The sequence below is a fragment of the Burkholderia sp. SCN-KJ genome, from assembly GCF_024656005.1.
In the GTDB taxonomy this organism is placed as follows: domain Bacteria; phylum Pseudomonadota; class Gammaproteobacteria; order Burkholderiales; family Burkholderiaceae; genus Burkholderia.
Genome location: NZ_JANKOG010000003.1, coordinates 43,156 through 61,886, shown reverse-complemented (window position 1 = coordinate 61,886; position 18,731 = coordinate 43,156). Strand labels below are relative to the sequence as shown.

15 protein-coding genes and 1 tRNA gene are annotated in these 18,731 nt (G+C 64.9%); 13 read left to right on the top strand and 3 right to left on the bottom strand.

The window, feature by feature from the left end; all coding sequences use genetic code 11:
• Nucleotides 1-343 precede the first annotated feature (343 nt).
• Entirely contained in the window at nucleotides 344-1,219 is an 876-nt protein-coding gene (locus NQV17_RS06040) for a dienelactone hydrolase family protein (RefSeq protein ID WP_257770448.1), read from the top strand.
• 49 nt (nucleotides 1,220-1,268) lie between these two features.
• On the opposite strand, the gene NQV17_RS06035 is transcribed toward NQV17_RS06040, so the two are convergent.
• Both NQV17_RS06035 and NQV17_RS06030 read right to left on the bottom strand, forming a co-directional pair.
• Nucleotides 1,269-2,138: a sulfurtransferase gene (locus NQV17_RS06035; protein WP_257770446.1), complete on the bottom strand. Its 870-nt coding sequence runs from the start codon at nucleotides 2,136-2,138 to the stop codon at nucleotides 1,269-1,271.
• A 116-nt stretch (nucleotides 2,139-2,254) separates the two neighbouring features.
• Nucleotides 2,255-3,361, bottom strand: coding sequence for an aromatic ring-hydroxylating dioxygenase subunit alpha (locus NQV17_RS06030; RefSeq protein WP_044845269.1), 1,107 nt, complete (start codon nucleotides 3,359-3,361; stop codon nucleotides 2,255-2,257).
• A gap of 271 nt (nucleotides 3,362-3,632) precedes the next feature.
• Here NQV17_RS06030 and NQV17_RS06025 point away from each other — a divergent pair, with 271 nt between their 5' ends.
• The 4 genes from NQV17_RS06025 (at nucleotide 3,633) to folE2 (ending at nucleotide 7,756) form a co-directional block, all read left to right on the top strand.
• Nucleotides 3,633-3,926, top strand: coding sequence for an exodeoxyribonuclease VII small subunit (locus tag NQV17_RS06025; RefSeq protein WP_044845270.1), 294 nt, complete (start codon nucleotides 3,633-3,635; stop codon nucleotides 3,924-3,926).
• On the top strand, nucleotides 3,923-4,807 hold the full coding sequence (locus tag NQV17_RS06020) for a polyprenyl synthetase family protein (RefSeq protein ID WP_044845271.1): 885 nt from the start codon (nucleotides 3,923-3,925) through the stop codon (nucleotides 4,805-4,807). The genes NQV17_RS06025 and NQV17_RS06020 overlap by 4 nt, the downstream gene beginning before the upstream one ends.
• 80 nt (nucleotides 4,808-4,887) lie before the next feature.
• Nucleotides 4,888-6,792: a 1-deoxy-D-xylulose-5-phosphate synthase gene (dxs, locus tag NQV17_RS06015; protein ID WP_044845272.1), complete on the top strand. Its 1,905-nt coding sequence runs from the start codon at nucleotides 4,888-4,890 to the stop codon at nucleotides 6,790-6,792.
• A gap of 154 nt (nucleotides 6,793-6,946) precedes the next feature.
• Nucleotides 6,947-7,756, top strand: a complete 810-nt coding sequence (gene folE2 / locus NQV17_RS06010) for a GTP cyclohydrolase FolE2 (protein ID WP_257770425.1) — start codon at nucleotides 6,947-6,949, stop codon at nucleotides 7,754-7,756.
• Between the two features lie 123 nt (nucleotides 7,757-7,879).
• Here folE2 and tsaD read toward each other — a convergent pair whose 3' ends face one another.
• Nucleotides 7,880-8,920, bottom strand: a complete 1,041-nt coding sequence (gene tsaD, locus NQV17_RS06005; protein ID WP_044845274.1) for a tRNA (adenosine(37)-N6)-threonylcarbamoyltransferase complex transferase subunit TsaD — start codon at nucleotides 8,918-8,920, stop codon at nucleotides 7,880-7,882.
• Between the two features lie 433 nt (nucleotides 8,921-9,353).
• On the opposite strand from tsaD, the gene NQV17_RS06000 reads away from it, so the two are divergent.
• The 8 genes from NQV17_RS06000 to NQV17_RS05965 all read left to right on the top strand — a co-directional run bounded on the left by NQV17_RS06000 (nucleotide 9,354) and on the right by NQV17_RS05965 (nucleotide 18,547).
• Nucleotides 9,354-9,770, top strand: coding sequence for a sulfocyanin-like copper-binding protein (locus NQV17_RS06000; RefSeq protein ID WP_257770412.1), 417 nt, complete (start codon nucleotides 9,354-9,356; stop codon nucleotides 9,768-9,770).
• Between the two features lie 235 nt (nucleotides 9,771-10,005).
• Nucleotides 10,006-11,082, top strand: a complete 1,077-nt coding sequence (locus NQV17_RS05995; RefSeq protein WP_257770410.1) for a TIGR03118 family protein — start codon at nucleotides 10,006-10,008, stop codon at nucleotides 11,080-11,082.
• 630 nt (nucleotides 11,083-11,712) lie between these two features.
• On the top strand, nucleotides 11,713-12,933 hold the full coding sequence (locus NQV17_RS05990) for an NAD(P)/FAD-dependent oxidoreductase (protein ID WP_044845276.1): 1,221 nt from the start codon (nucleotides 11,713-11,715) through the stop codon (nucleotides 12,931-12,933).
• Between the two features lie 105 nt (nucleotides 12,934-13,038).
• Nucleotides 13,039-13,251, top strand: a complete 213-nt coding sequence (gene rpsU, locus NQV17_RS05985) for a 30S ribosomal protein S21 (RefSeq protein ID WP_006479415.1) — start codon at nucleotides 13,039-13,041, stop codon at nucleotides 13,249-13,251.
• 185 nt (nucleotides 13,252-13,436) lie between these two features.
• Nucleotides 13,437-13,883, top strand: a complete 447-nt coding sequence (locus NQV17_RS05980) for a GatB/YqeY domain-containing protein (RefSeq protein WP_257770406.1) — start codon at nucleotides 13,437-13,439, stop codon at nucleotides 13,881-13,883.
• 72 nt (nucleotides 13,884-13,955) lie between these two features.
• Nucleotides 13,956-15,824, top strand: a complete 1,869-nt coding sequence (gene dnaG / locus NQV17_RS05975) for a DNA primase (protein ID WP_257770404.1) — start codon at nucleotides 13,956-13,958, stop codon at nucleotides 15,822-15,824.
• 88 nt (nucleotides 15,825-15,912) lie between these two features.
• A complete protein-coding gene (rpoD, locus tag NQV17_RS05970; RefSeq protein WP_257770402.1) occupies nucleotides 15,913-18,330 on the top strand; it encodes an RNA polymerase sigma factor RpoD in 2,418 nt (805 codons plus the stop codon).
• A gap of 138 nt (nucleotides 18,331-18,468) precedes the next feature.
• Nucleotides 18,469-18,547: transfer RNA gene (locus NQV17_RS05965), tRNA-Ile, on the top strand.
• Nucleotides 18,548-18,731 lie beyond the last annotated feature (184 nt).

Genomic DNA, 18,731 nt, shown 5'->3' with positions numbered 1-18,731 from the left:
ACCGGGGGGGCGCGCGCGCCGGGCCTGTCTATTGCGCGTCGTTTCGTGCCGATCCGCAAGCATTCGAGCGCGCGAAGGCGCTTGCCGCATGTGCGCCGCGGATGAGCTTGCCGGGCCGGACCGCGGTTGTCGATACCGCGACGGACGCCGCCGGATTACACCTTCGTAATCGAGTCTTACACATCTGACAGTTGACGCGACAACGGATTATTGGGCATCTTGTCCGGATTTCCGCTTGCGGCCGGGTGCCAACCGCCGCGACATCCGCGCCGTCCGCCGGCGCGATGCCCCGTCAGGTCGAAGCGATGGCCGTGACGGCGGCGCCCAATCGAGGAGTGCATTCATGTTGAAACCCGAAGTCGACAGCCTGGTTCCCCATGTTCCGTTCTCGCGCCGCAAGTTCATGCAGGCCGCGCTGGGCGGCACCTTCGCGGCGGCCGTGCTGCCCGTGTCGGCGCAGACGATCACGACCGACAGCGCGGGGCTGGACGTCGACACCATCGAGATCCGCTCGGGCGACGCGAGCATCCCCGCGTATCGCGCGCAGCCGGTCGGCAAGACGAACCTGCCGGTCGTCATCGTGATCCACGAGGCCTTCGGCGTGCATGCGCATATCGCCGACGTCTGCCGTCGCTTCGCGAAGCTCGGCTATCTCGCGATCGCGCCCGACCTGTTCGTGCGCCAGGGCGACGTGTCGAAGTATCCGACCATCCAGGCGCTCGTCGACAACATCGTCAACAAGGTGCCGGACCGTCAGGTCACCGAGGATCTCGATGCGACCGTCGCGTGGGCCGGCAAGAACGGCGGCGACCTGTCGCGTCTCGGCGTGACGGGGTTCTGCTGGGGCGGCCGCCAGGTGTGGCTCTATGCGGAGCACAATCCGCACGTGCTGGCGGCCGTCGCGTGGTACGGGTTCGTCGAAGGCAAGACCGACGAGATGACACCGTTCAATCCGGTCGATCATGCGTCGTTGCTGAAGGTGCCGGTGCTCGGGCTGTACGGCGAGAAGGATACGAACATCACGCAGGCGGCGCTCGCGAACATGCGCAAGGCGATCCAGGCGAGCGATTCGAAGCTCGCGCGCCAATCGGAGATCGTCGTGTATCCGGATGCCGGTCATGCGTTCTTCGCCGATTACCGGCCGAGTTACGTGAAGGGCGATGCCGAGGACGGCTGGAAGCGCGCGATCGAGTGGTTCCACAAGTACGGCGTGATGTAGGCGACAAGGCGGCAGATGTCGCCGCCTCGTCGACGTGTCGCGCCGGTGCTTACGGGTTCGGGCCGGTCGCGATCGGCCGCGACGGATCGGCGCTCCATTCGCTCCACGAGCCCGGATACAGCGACGCACCGTGGAGCCCGGCGATCTCGAGCGCGAGTGCGTTGTGGCACGCGGTCACGCCGGATCCGCATTGCAGGATCGCGTTGTTCGGTTCGGTGCCGGCCAGCAGCGCAGTGAACGTCTCGCGCAGTTCGTGGCCGGTCTTGAAGCGGCCGTCGGCAGCCAGGTTGTCCTTGAAGAACCGGTTGCGTGCGCCCGGAATGTGGCCGCCGACACGATCGATCGTTTCGTTTTCGCCGCGATAGCGATCCGGCGCGCGCGCATCGATCACGACGCGCTGGGCCGACGTCACGTTCGCGAGCACGGCTGCCGCGTCGACCGTCGATTCGAGCGGGGCTGCCGCGCGGAAGTCACCGGCGGCCGGGTGCGGCACGTCGGCGGTCAGCGGCTGGCCGGCTGCTTCCCATGCCTGCAGGCCGCCGTCGAGCACTGCGACGGAATCGTGCCCGAGCCAGCGCAGCAGCCACCACAGGCGTGCCGCATAAGCGCCGCCGTGTGCATCATAGGCGACGACCTGCTGGCCCTGCTTGACGCCGCGGCTGGCGAGCAGCGTGGCGAGCGCGTCGCGGGTCGGCAGCGGATGGCGGCCGTTGGTGCCGGTCTTGCGGCCGGACAGGTCGCGGTCGAGATGGAGATACTGTGCGCCCGCGATATGGCCGGCTGCGTAGGCGGCTTCGCCTGCGCCCGGATCGGCGAGATCGAAGCGGCAGTCGAACACGGCAACGCTGCCCGGCGCCGCGGCCACGCGCTCGGCGAGATTGGTTGCTGAGATGAGCGTGGTGTAGTGGGTATGTGGCATGACGGCTCCCTGGAGTGCAAACGGCCTGATACTCCAAGTCTAAACAAAAAAAGACGGGCCGGAACCCGTCTTTTCATATGCCGAATGCCGTGCGGCGCGCAAGCGCCGCGCGCCGGTCAGAGATCGCCGAGGTGGCGGCGCAGGAACTCGTGGAAGTGCTGCATGCCGTCTTCCATCGGGCTCTGGTACGGGCCGACCTGCGATTCGCCGCGCGCCATCAGTGCACGGCGGCCTGCGTCCATCCGCATCGCGATTTCGTCGTCCTCGATGGCCGTTTCCATATAGGCGGCGCGCTCGGCCTCGACGAACTCGCGCTCGAACAGCGCGATTTCCTCGGGGTAGTAGAACTCGACGATGTTGGTCGTCTTCTGCGGGCCGCGCGGAATCAGCCACGACACGACGAGCACGTGCGGATACCACTCGATCATCAGGCCCGGGTAGTAGACCATCCAGATCGCGCCGAACTCCGGCGGCACGCCGTTGCGGAACTTGAGCACCTGCTCGTGCCACGTCTTGTAGGTCGCGCTGCCCGGTTTCGCGAGCGCGTTGTGCACGCCGACCGTCTGCACGCTGTACCAGTCGCCGAACTCCCATTTGAGATCGTCGCACGACACGAAGCTACCGAGGCCCGGGTGGAACGGGACGACGTGGTAATCCTCGAGGTAGACCTCGATGAACGTCTTCCAGTTGTAATCGCACTCGTGCACTTCGACGTGATCGAAGTGATACTCGGAGAAGTCGAAGTGATGCTTCGTGCCGAGGTTCGCGAGATCGCGCGCGACGTTGCGGCCTTCGGCCTCGAACAGCAGCCCCTGCCAGTTCTGCAGCGGGCTCTTGCCGAGGTTCAGGCACGGCTTGTCGGGGAAGTGCGGCGCGCCGAGCAACTGGCCTTCCAGATCGTACGTCCAGCGGTGCAGCGGACACACGATGTTCTGCGTGTGGCCGCGCCCGTTCAGCATGATCGCCTGCCGGTGGCGGCACACGTTCGACAGCAGTTCGATCTGGTTCGCCGGGTTGCGGACCAGCACGCGGCCTTCCTTCTCGGACGGCAGCGCAAAATAATCCCCCGCCTCGGGCACCATCAACTCGTGCCCGACGTAACGAGGTCCTTTCTTGAAGAGGGTTTCGATCTCGCGCTCGAGCAGCGCCTCATCGAAGTATGCAGTGACTGGAAGCTGGCTGTGAGCCGACTTCAACTGAAGCGCATCGCTCAGATTGGACATTCCCACTCCCGGTGTTAGCGTGAAAGCAGTGAACAACCCAACCATCGAAAAATCGATTTAGGGAAACGCGGAATTATACCCGGTTCGCCTCGCAAGGCTAGGATTAAGTGCCTGATTTGTGTCAATTTTTTGTCCGGAGACGATAGGGTGGCGCACAATGTGTGTCGAAGAAGGGGCCCGAATGCGTGCCCGGGTGCCCAAGTCGGCAGGTCGGAAAATTCTCTTTTGCCGTAGAATGTCCGACTTGTTTTGAAATTTGACACCCTCGTCCATGGCGAAAACCGCATCCCAAGGCGCCACCCCGCCCGGCAATGGCACCGAACCGTTGCCGGACAACTATGAAACGGCGCTCGCGGAACTCGAGACGCTGGTTGCCCGGATGGAAGGCGGCACGTTGAGCCTCGAGGATTCGCTCGCTGCGTATCGCCGCGGTGCGACTCTCGTTGCGTTTTGCCAACAGCAGCTCGAGAAAGTGGAACAGCAGGTTCGCGTGCTCGACGGCGCGACGCTGAAGCCGCTTTCGTCCGGAACGGCCGCCACGGACGGCGAAGACGACGATCTATGACATTCGAACAATGGATGCGGTCCGTGCTCGACCGTGTCGAGGACGCACTCGGCCACTATTTGCCGGCTGACAACGTGGTGCCCACGCAACTCCACGAAGCGATGCGCTACGCGGTCCTCGGCGGCGGCAAACGCGTTCGCCCGCTGCTGTGCCATGCAGCAGGCGAACTGACCGGCGCGACCGAAGCGGCGCGCAACGCGGCAGCGGCGGCGCTGGAGATGATCCACGTCTACTCGCTCGTGCACGACGACATGCCGTGCATGGACGACGACGCGCTGCGACGCGGCAAGCCGACCGTGCACGTGCAGTACGACGAGCCGACGGCGCTGCTGGTCGGCGATGCGCTGCAGTCGCAGGCCTTCGTCGCGCTGACCGACGCCGCCGCGCTGTCGCCGGTGCAGCAGGCCGCGCTCGTGCGCGAGCTGGCGCTGGCGAGCGGCTCGATCGGCATGGCCGGCGGGCAGGCGATCGACCTGGCGAGCGTCGGCCTCAAGCTGACGCGCGAGCAGCTCGAGACGATGCACCGGATGAAGACGGGCGCGCTGCTGCGCGCGGCCGTGCGGATGGGCGCGCTGGCGGGCGACACGCCGTCGGCGGAGGCGATGGCCGCGCTCGACGTTTACGCGGGTGCCGTGGGTCTGGCCTTCCAGGTCGTCGACGACATTCTCGACGTCACGACCGATTCGGCGACGCTCGGCAAGACGGCCGGCAAGGATGCGGCGAACGACAAGCCGACCTACGTATCGATCCTCGGCCTCGACGCGTCGCGCGAGCTCGCAGCCCAGCTGCGCGCCGAAGCGCATGATGCGCTGAAACCGTTCGGCGCACGCGCACAGCGTCTCGCCGAACTTGCCGACCTGGTGGTGAACCGGGTCAGCTGACGCGAAGCCCGCCGCTGCGCACACGCTACGGTGCGTGCAATAGAATGCGGGCGCGTTTGATTTCCTACAATGGAACGACGATGTACGACTTGCTGAAAACCATCGACGACCCGGCGGATCTGCGCCGCCTCGATCGTCGCCAACTCCAACCGCTCGCGGATGAACTGCGCGCGTTCGTGCTCGACAGCGTGTCGAAGACGGGCGGCCATCTGTCGTCCAACCTCGGGACGGTCGAGCTGACGATCGCGTTGCACTACGTGTTCAACACGCCGAACGACCGGATCGTCTGGGACGTGGGTCACCAGACCTACCCGCACAAGATCCTGACGGGTCGCCGCGACCAGATGCATTCGCTGCGCCAGTACGACGGCATCTCGGGTTTCCCGCGCCGCAGCGAGTCGGAATACGACACGTTCGGCACCGCGCACTCGAGCACGTCGATCTCGGCGGCGCTCGGGATGGCGATCGGCAGCCAGCTGAACGGCGACGACCGCTTCTCGATCGCGGTGATCGGCGACGGCGCGATGACGGCCGGCATGGCGTTCGAGGCGATGAACAACGCGGGCGTGTCGGAGGATGCGAAGCTGCTCGTGATCCTCAACGACAACGACATGTCGATTTCGCCGCCGGTCGGCGCGCTGAACCGCCATCTCGCGCGCCTGATGTCGGGCCGCTTCTACGCGGCCGCGCGTGCGGGCGTCGAGCGCGTGCTGAGCGTGGCGCCGCCGGTGCTCGAACTCGCGCGCAAGCTCGAGGAGCACGCGAAGGGCATGGTCGTGCCGGCCACGCTGTTCGAGGAGTTCGGCTTCAACTACATCGGCCCGATCGACGGTCACGATCTCGATTCGCTGATCCCGACGCTGCAGAACATCCGCGAACTGCGCGGCCCGCAATTCCTGCACGTGGTGACGAAGAAAGGCCAGGGCTACAAGCTCGCCGAAGCGGATCCCGTGCTCTATCACGGCCCCGGCAAGTTCAACCCGGCGGAAGGCATCAAGCCGTCGGCCACGCCCGCGAAAAAGACTTATACGCAAGTATTCGGCGAATGGCTGTGCGATGAAGCCGAGCGCGATACGCGCGTCGTCGGCATCACGCCCGCGATGCGCGAAGGCTCGGGCATGGTCGAGTTCGAGAAGCGTTTCAAGGATCGCTACTACGACGTCGGCATCGCCGAGCAGCACGCGGTGACGTTCGCGGGCGGCCTCGCGACCGAAGGGCTGAAGCCCGTCGTCGCGATCTACTCGACGTTCCTGCAACGTGCGTACGACCAGCTGATCCACGACGTCGCGCTGCAGAACCTGCCGGTCGTGTTCGCGATCGACCGCGCGGGCCTCGTCGGCGCCGACGGCGCGACGCACGCGGGTGCATACGATCTCGCGTTCATGCGCTGCATCCCGAACATGACGATCATGGCCGCGTCCGACGAGGACGAGTGCCGCCAGATGCTGCACACGGCGCTGCAGCAGCCGAACCCGACCGCGGTGCGCTATCCGCGCGGCGCGGGCACCGGCGTGCCGACGGTGAAGGAATTCACCGAGATCCCGCTCGGCAAGGGTGAAGTGCGTCGCCGTACGTCGCAGCCGGAAGGCAAGCGCGTCGCGATCCTCGCGTTCGGCACGATGGTCGCGCCGTCGCTCGCGGCGGGCGAGGAGCTCGACGCCACGGTCGCGAACATGCGTTTCGTGAAGCCGGTCGATGCGGCGCTCGTGCGTGAACTCGCCGAGACGCACGACTATCTCGTCACGGTCGAGGAAGGCTGCGTGATGGGCGGTGCGGGCTCGGCCTGCGTCGAAGCCCTGATGGAGAGTGGGGTTATCCGACCCGTAATACAATTGGGCCTCCCTGACCAGTTCATCGATCACGGCGATCCCGCGAAGCTGCTGTCGCAATGCGGCCTCGACGGCGCGGGCATCGCGAAATCGATTCGCGAACGCTTCCTGAGCCCGGCGGCGGATGTCGCCGATCAGGCGAAGCGCGTCGCATAAGCTGGCGCCGCCTGTGGGCGGCGTCGGTGCGACTGGCGCAACCGGTCTACATTGATGCGGAAAACATGGGCCTGCGGGCCCATGTTGCTTTTCCGGCTGCCGCGTGACGCGGCGTGCGCGTCGTCGAACGCGCGGCTTACAAGGATTGAACAAGATGAACCAGATGAATCCCGCCTTCGTGATGCCCGACGTGCAGAGCACGGTGGATACCCGCCAGATTCCGATTCAGCGCGTGGGCGTGAAGGCGGTCCGGCATCCGTTGACGGTGTGCACCGAGAGCGGCGACGTGCAGCCGAGCGTCGGCGTCTGGAATCTCGACGTGCGCCTGCCTGCCGATCAGAAGGGCACGCACATGTCGCGCTTCGTCGCGTTGCTCGAAGAGAACCGTGCGCCGCTGACGGTCGCGCGCTTCCGCGCGATGCTCGCGTCGATGCTCGAGAAGCTGGAAGCCGAGGCCGGCCGCATCGAGGTCACGTTCCCGTACTTCGTGAACAAGACGGCGCCGGTGTCGGGCGTGCAGAGCCTGCTCGACTACGAAGTGACGCTCGCGGGCGAAAGCCGCAACGGCGAAACGCGCGTGTTTCTGAAGGCGCTCGTGCCGGTGACGAGCCTGTGCCCGTGTTCGAAGAAGATTTCGCAGTACGGCGCGCACAACCAGCGCTCGCACGTGACGATCGATGCCGAACTCGCAGCCGACCTGCCGGTCGAGGCGCTGATCCGCATCGCGGAAGAAGAGGCGTCGTGCGAGCTGTGGGGCTTGCTGAAGCGTCCGGACGAGAAGTTCGTGACCGAGCGCGCGTACGAAAACCCGAAGTTCGTCGAGGATCTGGTGCGCGACGTCGCGCAGCGTCTCGACGCGGACGAGCGCGTGATCGCCTACGTGCTCGAAGCCGAGAACTTCGAATCGATCCACAATCACAGCGCGTATGCGCTGATCGAGCGCGACAAGCGACACGCTGCGTAACCTCGGGGCGCTGCGTCGAACTGCCGCTGCAATGAAGAAGGCCGCTCGAATCGAGCGGCCTTCTTGCTTTCCGTCCGGCGCGTGCAGGTGCGAGCGACGTTGCGCAGCGCCGTGCCGCGCGACTCAGCGCGCGAGCGACGCGAGATCCCAGCGCGGCTTCACCGTGAACGCGTAGTCCGCATTCGCCTGCTCGGGCCAGCGGCCGAGCCGCAGTGCGCCGGCGAGCGCGATCATTGCGCCGTTGTCGGTGCAGAGCGCGAGATCGGGGTAGTGCACGTCGAAGCCGCGCTTGGCCGCGGCGGCCGACAGCGCCGCGCGCAGCTGGCGGTTTGCACCGACGCCGCCCGCGACCACGAGGCGCTTGAGCTTCGTCTTCTTGAGCGCGGCGAGCGATTTCGCGACGAGCACGTCGACGGCTGCGTCGACGAAGCCGCGCGCGAGATCGGCCTTCGCGCGCTCGAGCGCAACGCCCTCCAGCTTCGCCGCTTCGAACTTCTTCATCTGCGTGAGCACGGCCGTCTTCAGGCCGCTGAAGCTGAAGTCGAGGTCGCCCGAATGCAGCATCGGGCGCGGCAGCACGACCGCGCCCGGCGTGCCCGTCTCCGCGAGCTTCGACACTTCCGGGCCGCCCGGATAGCCGAGGCCGATCAGCTTCGCCGTCTTGTCGAACGCTTCGCCGGCCGCGTCGTCGAGCGTCTCGCCGAGCGTCTCGTACACGCCGACGTCGGTCACGCGCATCAGTTGCGTGTGGCCGCCCGACACCAGCAGCGCGATGAACGGGAACGGCGGCGGCTCGTCGACGAGCAGCGGCGACAGCAGGTGGCCTTCGAGGTGATGGATGCCGACGGTCGGCTTGTTCCATGCGAGCGCGAGCGCGTTCGCGATGCTCGCGCCGACCAGCAGCGCGCCGGCGAGGCCGGGGCCTTGCGTGAATGCGATCGCGTCGATGTCGTCGCGGCGCGTGCCGCTTTGCGCCATGACCTCCTCGAGCAGCGGCAGCGCGCGGCGGATGTGGTCGCGCGATGCGAGCTCGGGCACGACGCCGCCGTATTCGCGGTGCATCGCGATCTGCGAATGGAGCGCGTGCGCGAGCAGGCCGCGCTGCGTGTCGTAGAGCGCGAGGCCGGTTTCGTCGCAGGAGCTTTCGATGCCGAGAACGAGCATGGGTCAGGGCGGGGCGCGCTGCATCGAGCGCGCCGCAGGAAGGTAAACGTAACCGCAAATTATAGCAGGCGAGGGTCGATCGCCGCTTTGCGCGGCCCGGGCCGCAGGCCGGGCAGGTACAACGCTTCTGTAACCTTCGTGGGGTCGGTTCACATGTCGAACAGGGAGCCAGCCAACATGTGCGAGTTGGCGGTTACGCACCTGCGTTGCACGGAACGACCATTGCAGGAAGACGATGGCCAGTACCGTGATGAACGCGTCGCCACTGCGCGGCTCCGGGAATAAGTGCCCCGATGCGTACGTTTAGGTATCGCGCACCCCCGAGAACGTTCATGCCGTCACACAGGCAGGGGGGCTTGCGCGTTCGATGAATAGCGCACGCAGTCGCTCAACTCGCGGCAGACGCGATGCTTCAATGTCTATGGAGGGAGCCATGTATGCCATTTGCAGAGTCATCGTCGTCGCGGGCGCGGCCGTCCTTGGTGTGACGCCGCAGGCTAGCTGGGCGCAGCATACAGTCGACGCGACATTGCTATCGAACTCGATTCAGCTCAAGACGCACACCGTGAAGTCTGGTCGGGTCACGCTTGATGTCAAAAATGCCGCTGACAACAACATGGAACATGAGCTCGTCGTGCTCAAGACGGATCTGTCTGACGATGCGCTCCCCGTCAGAAAAGGAGAGGTAATGGAGCACAGGCTGACGAAAATCGGGGAAGTCGAAGATATCGCGCCCGGCAGGAGCAGGCGTGTGTCATTCAAGCTCGCGCCCGGCCACTACGTGCTGATCTGCAACAAGCCGGGGCACTATGAATCCGGCATGCACACGGCGCTTGTCGTGGCACCGTGAATTGCAACGCGGGCTTGCTCGAACAATGGCCGTCAACGACACGTGTCGATATGCGGAGACTTACGTGCATCGGCGTTCGGCTTCCGCCGACAACTATGGATCGACATCGATCGGAGCGAGTTCGCCCGCTTCGGTGACCATGCTTCGAAAATTCACGATGCGCGGGCGAGACGGGCGGAATAAACGAGGTTGCCGATTCGTTTACTAGCTGCTCTTCCACGTTCGGAGTTCCATCATGAAACAGATCCATACGGCGTTCGGTGCTGCGTTGTCGGCTGTCGTGCTGGCGAGCGTCGTGGCGTGTGGCGGCGGTTCGTCTCACGAGAAACAGTACGCGGTCAGTGCGTTGGTCTCCGACGGCGCCGTTCCGGCTGCGCATGTGGATGCCAACCTGAAGAATCCATGGGGCATTGCCTTCAATCCCAAGGGCTTCGTCTGGGTCGCGGACAACGGCACGCAGCACGCGACGCTCTACGATGGCAACGGCGTGCCGCAATCGCTCGTCGTGACGATCCCGCCCGGCACGAGCGGCGACCCCGCTCCGACCGGGATCGTGTTCAATGGCACGAATGACTTCATGGTGACCCAGGGCGCCAAATCGGGGCCTGCAGCGTTCATTTTCGTTGGCGAGGGCGGGGCCATGACCGCATGGTCGCCCGCGGTCAACCCGACGTCGGCTATCACGGTGTTCGACAGCGGCGGCGCCGCCGTCTACAAGGGGCTCGCGATTGCCAGTAACAACGGGGCGAATTTCCTGTACGCGACGGACTTCCACAACAACCGGATCGACGTGTTCGACCGGACCTTCGCCAAAGTCACGCCAGTCGGCGCGTTTCAGGATCCCGCTTTACCTGCGGGATTCGCGCCATTTGGCATCCAGGCGCTCGGCTCGAAACTGTTCGTCGCCTACGCGAAGCAGGATGCGGCAGCACATGATGACGTCAAGGGCGCAGGCTTCGGCGTGATAGATGTGTTCAGTCCGTCGGGACAATTCCTGCAGCGCTTCGCTACCGGCGGGTCGCTGAATGCGCCGTGGGGTATGGCACTGGCTCCTGCGAATTTTGGACGCTTCAGCAACGCCGTCCTGATCGGCAACTTTGGCGATGGCATGATCCACGCGTTCGATGCGACGTCCGGGACCATGCTCGGGACCCTTGAGCACGCTGACGGCAGCGCAATCGTCGAGGCTGGACTGTGGGGCATCGCATTCGGGAATGGGCTCAACAGTCAGCCCACTAATACGCTGTTCTTCGCGGCCGGCACGAACGACGAAGCGGATGGTCTCTATGGCCGCATCGACGTGGGGCCGTGATCGCCAGGATGACCTCAGCAGCCAGCTGAGGAGCGAGCCGCGCCGAGACTTGATCGGGCAGCCGAAATCCATAAGCGTCGGTTTGGTCAAATGTCACCTCATTCATCGACTGGGGCGGTCGATCTGCAGGGGCAAGTGAATGTTCGTAAGCGCCTCGCAGCTTCACAAGTGACCTCATTGACTCGCTCAACCTGCCCAGGCTGTGCGGAGCCAGTTCCAATGCGACCTTGACTTCCACTAAAAGCAATCAAACACCGTGTGGTCAATGGAAAGAGCACAAGCGCATCGTCCGAACCGAATCCGAGAGTGTCTCTGGACGGCAACCGTCCATGTTGTCCCAAGGCAGGATCGGGAACCCGGGATAGGGCCGGCTGCTGACGAGGAAGTCGCTGGTGGATGAGATCAGCCGCATTCAGGTTCTCCTGCCGACCCGCAAGGATGAGGACCGTCGATTCACGGTTGCGAGCGCCACCTGCGAATCGGGGCTGCGCCCCCATCCAGGCGTTGCGTTCTCCGCCGTCGCATGTATCATTCGCCCTTCCTCAAGATATTCATCAGTCGCCTACCTCTAAGTGGCTGATAAATATGCATAATTCCTAGTCTATGCAAAGTTCCTGAACAAACCGCGCCATGGAAACTTACGACATCGCCGTGATCGGCGCGGGCGCCGCCGGAATGATGAGCGCCGCGGTCGCCGGGCAACTCGGCCGCCGCGTGGTGCTGATCGACCATGCGCCGCGGCTCGCCGAGAAAATCCGCATCTCGGGCGGCGGCCGTTGCAACTTCACGAACCTCCATGCGGGCCCCGACAACTACCTGTCGTCGAATCCGCATTTCGCGCGCTCGGCGCTTGCGCGCTACACGCCGCGCGACTTCCTCGGGCTGCTCAAGCGCCACCACGTGACCTGGCACGAAAAGCACAAGGGGCAGCTCTTTTGCGATCACGGCAGCGACGCGGTCATCGACGTGCTGAAGCATGAATGCGACGCGGGCGGCATCGCCTGGCGCCGGCCGGTGGTCGTCGACGCGGTGCGCCACGCGCCGTCCGACGGCTTCACGCTCGACACGCAGCAGGCGGGGCCGATCCGCGCACGCGCGCTGATCGTCGCCACCGGCGGCCTGTCGATCCCGAAGATCGGTGCCACCGACTTCGGCTACCGGCTCGCGAAGCAGTTCGGCCACAAGCTCGTCGATACGCGGCCCGCGCTCGTGCCGCTCACCTTTGCGTCGCAGGACTGGGAGCCGTTCGCGGCGCTGTCCGGCGTGTCGCTCGAAGTGCGCGTGTCGACCGGCGACAAGAAGCGCGGCGGCGAATTCGTCGAGGACCTGCTGCTGACCCATCGCGGCCTGTCGGGCCCCGGCATCCTGCAGATCTCCAGCTACTGGCACTCCGGCGACCCGATCCGTATCGACCTGCTGCCGCAGCGCGACGCGGTGGCCGACCTGCTCGACGCGAAGCGCACGTCGAAGCGCCAGATCGGCTCGCTGCTCGCGGACTGGGTGCCGTCGCGCCTCGCCCACGTCTGGCTCGACACGCACCGCGTCGCGGCCGACGCCCGGCTCGCGGACCTGCCCGACAAGACGCTGCGCCAGATCGGCGACGCGCTGTCCGGCTGGACGCTGACGCCGAACGGCACCGAGGGCTACAAGAAGGCCGAGGTGACGAAAGGGGGCGTCGATACGCGCGAACTGTCGTCGGCGACGATGATGAGCGCGCGGGTGCCGGGGCTGTTCTTCATCGGCGAGGCGGTGGACGTGACGGGCTGGCTCGGCGGCTACAACTTCCAGTGGGCATGGGCGTCCGGCACGGCGGCCGGACAGGCGGCGGCGGAGTTCTCGCGCGGCGCCTGACACGGCTGCGCGCCCTGCCGTTGACGGGACCCGGCCCTTATGTCTTTGCACAACGCTCTGCTATACTCCTAAGTCTTCCCTGCAAACCTTTATTCGTGTCGGATCATGACGATCATTCGCGTTAAAGAAAACGAGCCGTTCGAAGTCGCCATGCGTCGCTTCAAGCGCACGATCGAGAAGAACGGTCTGCTGACCGAGCTTCGTGCGCGGGAGTTCTACGAAAAGCCGACCGCCGAGCGCAAGCGCAAGAAGGCTGCTGCGGTGAAGCGTCATTACAAGCGGATTCGCAGCCAGACGCTGCCGAAGAAGCTGTACTGAACGATTGAGCGCCGCGCGGTTCGCTGAGCGGCGCACCGGCGACCTCCGCACGATCGGCCTCGTTCCGGGGCCGCGAGTCGCCGATGCCGGATTCGAGCAACCCGCTTGAGACTTAGTCCCAAGCGGGTTTTTGTGTTGACGCCCGTTCGCGGGCGTCGAAGTCACGTTTCCATCCCGGGTGCAAGATGAGTTTGAAAGAGCAGATCAGCGAAGACATGAAGGCCGCGATGCGCGCGAAGGAAAGCGAGCGTCTGGCGACGATTCGCCTGCTGATGGCCGCGATCAAGCAGCGCGAGGTCGATGATCGGGTGACCCTCGACGACGCGGGCATCACCGCGGTGATCGACAAGATGATCAAGCAGCGCAAGGACTCGATCAGCCAGTTCGAGGCCGCCGGCCGCGACGATCTCGTCGCGAAGGAGCAGGCCGAACTGACCGTGCTGGGCGCCTACATGCCCGCGCAGCTGTCGGACGCCGAAGTGGCTGCCGAAGTCGAGGCCGCGGTCGCGGCAACCGGCGCAGCCGGCCCGCAGGACATGGGCAAGGTGATGGGCGTGCTGAAGGGCAAGCTCGCCGGCCGCGCCGACATGACGGCCGTTTCCGCGCAGGTCAAGGCCGCGCTGTCGAAGTAAAACCCGCTTCCCGGCGCGTCGCATGCGCGTGCGCCGGGGCGTCGTATTGTCTTTTTTTCGCTCGATCCCACGGTGATTCCGCATTCGTTCCTGCAGGATTTGCTGAACCGCGTCGATATCGTCGACGTGGTGGGCCGGTACGTGCAGCTCAAGAAGGGCGGCGCCAACTTCATGGGGTTGTGCCCGTTCCATAACGAGAAGAGCCCGTCGTTTACCGTCAGCCCGACCAAGCAGTTCTATCACTGCTTCGGCTGCGGCGCGCACGGCACGGCGATCGGCTTCCTGATGGAGCATGCGGGGCTCACGTTCCCGGAAGCCGTGCAGGAGCTCGCGCACTCGGTCGGGCTGACCGTGCCGCACGAGCCGTCGATGCGCGGCGGCGGTGGAGGCGGTGGCGACTATCCGGCGCCCGTGTCGAAATCGGTCGCGACCGCGCTGTCCGACGTGATGTCCGCCGCGTGCGACTACTACCGCAAGCAACTGCGTGGCGCGACCGTCGCGATCCAGTACCTGAAGAACCGGGGCCTGACCGGCGAGATCGCCGCGCGCTTCGGGCTCGGCTATGCGCCGGACGGCTGGCAGAACCTCGAAGCGGCGTTCCCGGACTACCGCGACGACTCGCTCGTCGAATCGGGGCTCGTGATCGTCAGCGAGAAAACCGACGCGCAGGGTGTGGCGCGACGCTACGACCGGTTCCGCGAGCGGATCATGTTCCCGATCCGCAACGTGAAGGGGCAGGTGATCGGGTTCGGCGGACGCGTGCTCGGCAGCGGCGAGCCGAAGTACCTGAATTCGCCGGAAACGCCGCTGTTCAACAAGGGCAGCGAACTGTACGGGCTGTTCGAGGCGCGCCTCGCGATCCGCGAGCGCAAGTACGTACTGGTCGTCGAAGGCTACATGGACGTCGTCGCGCTCGCCCAGCTCGGCTTCCCGAACGCGGTCGCGACGCTCGGCACGGCATGCACGCCGATCCACGTACAGAAGTTGCTGCGCCAGACCGACACGGTCATTTTCAGCTTCGACGGCGACTCGGCCGGCCGGCGCGCGGCGCGCCGCGCGCTCGAAGCGTGCCTGCCGCATGCGGCCGACAACCGGACGATCCGATTCCTTTTCCTGCCGGCCGAGCACGATCCGGACAGCTATGTACGCGAATTCGGTGCGGACGCATTCTCCGAGCAGGTCGAGCGCGCGATGCCGCTGTCGCAATTTCTGTTGAACGAAGCAATTGCGGGCAAGGCGCTCGATCAGCCGGAAGGTCGCGCGAAGGCGCTGTTCGACGCGAAGCCGCTGCTGCAGGCGCTGCCGGCGAACGCGTTGCGCGCGCAGATCATGCACATGTTCGCCGACCGTCTCGATATCCCGTTCGAGGAAGTCGCGGGGTTGTCGGACGTCGATGCGCGCATCGCGGCGCCACCGCGCCAGGCGCCCGCGCGCAGCGAGCGACGGCGCGTGACGGACAGCGAAAAGCGCGCGTTGCGTACGCTCGTGATGCATCCGCGGATCGCGTCGCAGCTCGACGACGAACAGCTTGCGACCCTGCGCGCGCTGCCGCGGATCGGCGAGCTGTTCGCCGAAGTCGTCGAGCATGCGCGTGCGCTGGGTGACGGCGCGGAGTTCCGGCTGCTGTCGGATGTCCTGCGGACCTCCTCGAACGGCGCGACTTACGAGGAAATCTTCCGCGAAATTCTGGACTATGATGAAAACGTCCGCGATTTGCTGTTACAGAATCCGGAAGACGAGACGGTGCCCGAGCGGCAGCGTGAACAGGAGCGGATCGCGGGGGAGGAACTGCAGGCCGCGGTGCTCAAGATGCGCTATGACGCCTGCTGCGACCGGCTCGATCGGCTGGCGCGGCAATCGACCTTCACACCCGAGGAACTGGCCGAATTGACGGAATTGAACCAGCAGCGAACCGACATGAAACGTCGGCTCGGGCTGTAGGCGGCCGGGGCGCTGAGAGAGGGCGCCCCAGCGTGCTATAATATAAGGTTTCCAGCGGTTTGTTTTCTAAGCAGAGGCGAGATTCGCGATGGCAAAGACGACAGGCGGAAAGAAAGCAGCAGGCAAGGGCTCGACGGAGCCGACCACCAAGGTCACAGTGGCCAAGTCTGCTTCTTCCACCAGGACAACGTCTTCGGCCACGTCAGCCCCTGCAGGAAAGAAAACCGCGGCCGGCACTGCTCAGGCTGCGCCGGCGCCGGCAGCCAGAACACGGGCTGCCGCCAGACCCGACTCCGGGCCGGCCCAGCCGGCGGCGAAGCGGGCAAGTGCGAAAAGCGCAAGGGACACGACTGCCGCCGCGGACGAAACGGCAGTACGTACTACTCATGCACCTACGGTTCAACCGGCTGTCGTCCAGCAGCCGCGAGTCGATATAGCCGGTACGGCGAACTCCATGACCAAAAAGCTGAACGAAGTATCCGTCGATGACGACGCAAATCAGAGCGACGAGCAGCCCGCAGCCGCGGCTGCCCCGGGCAAATCCAAGGTGCGCGATCGTCGCGCCAAGGAAAAGGCGCTGCTGAAGGAAGCGTTCGCGACGAGCACGCCCGGCACGGCCGAGGAGCTCGAAGAGCGCCGCGTGAAGCTGCGCGCGCTGATCAAGCTCGGCAAGGAGCGCGGCTTCCTCACGTATGCCGAAATCAACGACCATCTGCCGGACAACTTCACCGAGACCGAAGCCCTCGAAGGCATCATCGGCACGTTCAACGACATGGGCGTGGCGGTTTACGAGCAGGCTCCGGACGCGGAAACGCTGCTCCTGAACGACAACGCGCCGGCCGCGTCGTCGGACGATGAAGTCGAGGAAGAAGCGGAAGTCGCGCTGTCGACCGTCGATTCGGAATTCGGCCGCACGACCGATCCGGTCCGGATGTACATGCGCGAGATGGGCACGGTCGAGCTGCTCACGCGCGAAGGCGAAATCGAGATCGCGAAGCGGATCGAGGACGGCCTGCGCCACATGGTGATGGCGATTTCCGCGTGCCCGACGACGATCGCCGACATCCTCGCGATGGCCGAGCGCGTCGCGAACGAAGAGATCCGCGTCGACGAGCTCGTCGACGGCCTGCTCGATCCGAATGCTTCGGACTCCGCCGATACGGACGGTTTCTCCGCGAAGGAAGCGGAAGCGATCGAGAACGAGGACGAGGAAGCCGAAGAGGAAGAGGAAGAAGAGGAAGAGGAGGAGGACGACGGTGCCGCGCAGGCGTCGGCCAATGCCGCCCAGCTCGAAGCCCTCAAGCGCGCCTCGCTCGACAAGTTCTCGCAGATCAGCGAGTGGTTCGACAAGATGCGCCGCGCATTCGAGAAGGAAGGCTACAAGTCGAAGTCCTACCTGAAGGCGCAGGAAACGATCCAGACCGAACTGATGACGATCCGCTTCACCGCGCGTACCGTCGAGCGTCTGTGCGATACGCTGCGTGCGCAAGTGGACGAGGTGCGTCAGGTCGAGCGTCAGATCCTGCACATCGTCGTCGACAAGTGCGGCATGCCGCGTTCGGAATTCATCGCGCGCTTCCCCGGCAGCGAGACGGATCTCGACTGGGCCGAGAAGATCGCGGCCGAAGGCCACGCGTACAGCGCGGTCCTGTCGCGTAACGTTCCGGCGATCCGCGAGCAGCAGCAGCGTCTGATCGACCTGCAGGCGCGCGTCGTGCTGCCGCTGAAGGACCTGAAGGAAACCAACCGCCAGATGGCGGCCGGCGAACTGAAGGCGCGTCAGGCGAAGCGTGAAATGACCGAGGCGAACCTGCGTCTCGTGATCTCGATCGCGAAGAAGTACACGAACCGCGGCCTGCAGTTCCTCGACCTGATCCAGGAAGGCAACATCGGCCTGATGAAGGCGGTGGACAAGTTCGAATACCGTCGCGGCTACAAGTTCTCGACCTATGCGACGTGGTGGATCCGCCAGGCCATCACGCGTTCGATCGCGGACCAGGCGCGCACGATCCGTATTCCGGTTCACATGATCGAAACGATCAACAAGATGAACCGCATCTCGCGGCAGATCCTGCAGGAAACCGGTCTCGAGCCGGATCCGGCAACGCTCGCCGAGAAGATGGAGATGCCGGAAGACAAGATCCGCAAGATCATGAAGATCGCGAAGGAGCCGATCTCGATGGAAACGCCGATCGGCGACGACGACGATTCCCATCTCGGCGACTTCATCGAGGACAACAACACGGTCGCGCCGGCGGATGCCGCGCTGCATGCCAGCATGCGCGACGTCGTGAAGGACGTGCTCGATTCGCTGACGCCGCGTGAGGCGAAGGTGCTGCGGATGCGCTTCGGTATCGAGATGAGCACCGATCACACGCTCGAGGAAGTCGGCAAGCAGTTCGACGTCACCCGCGAGCGGATCCGTCAGATCGAGGCCAAGGCGCTGCGCAAGCTGCGTCACCCGAGCCGTTCCGACAAGCTGAAGTCGTTCCTCGAAGGGAACTGATTTCCAGCGTCTCACTTGCGAACGCCGCCGGTATCCGCGTGATGCCGGTGGCGTTTGTCCTCTTTAGCGGCTTTGTTGTTACAATGCCGGCCCGGCTTCGTTGCCGGGGTGGCGTGTAGCACAGGTTGCTTCCCGTCTGGGCCCCTAGCTCATGCTTGGTTAGAGCAGCGAACTCATAATTCGTTGGTGCCGGGTTCGACTCCCGGGGGGCCCACCAGATTCGCTTCCAGGGTTATCCGGGGAAGTCTGTGCCGTTGAGCATAAGTTGTCCACCTGGACACGTTATGCCTTATTTTCCGATTATGACGCCTCGGATGCCGGTCATGGTCTCACGGGGCATCCGGGTTGAACGACTGCGCCGGCGACTGATCGACCGGCACGCAGCAGTTGCTCGAAGATGG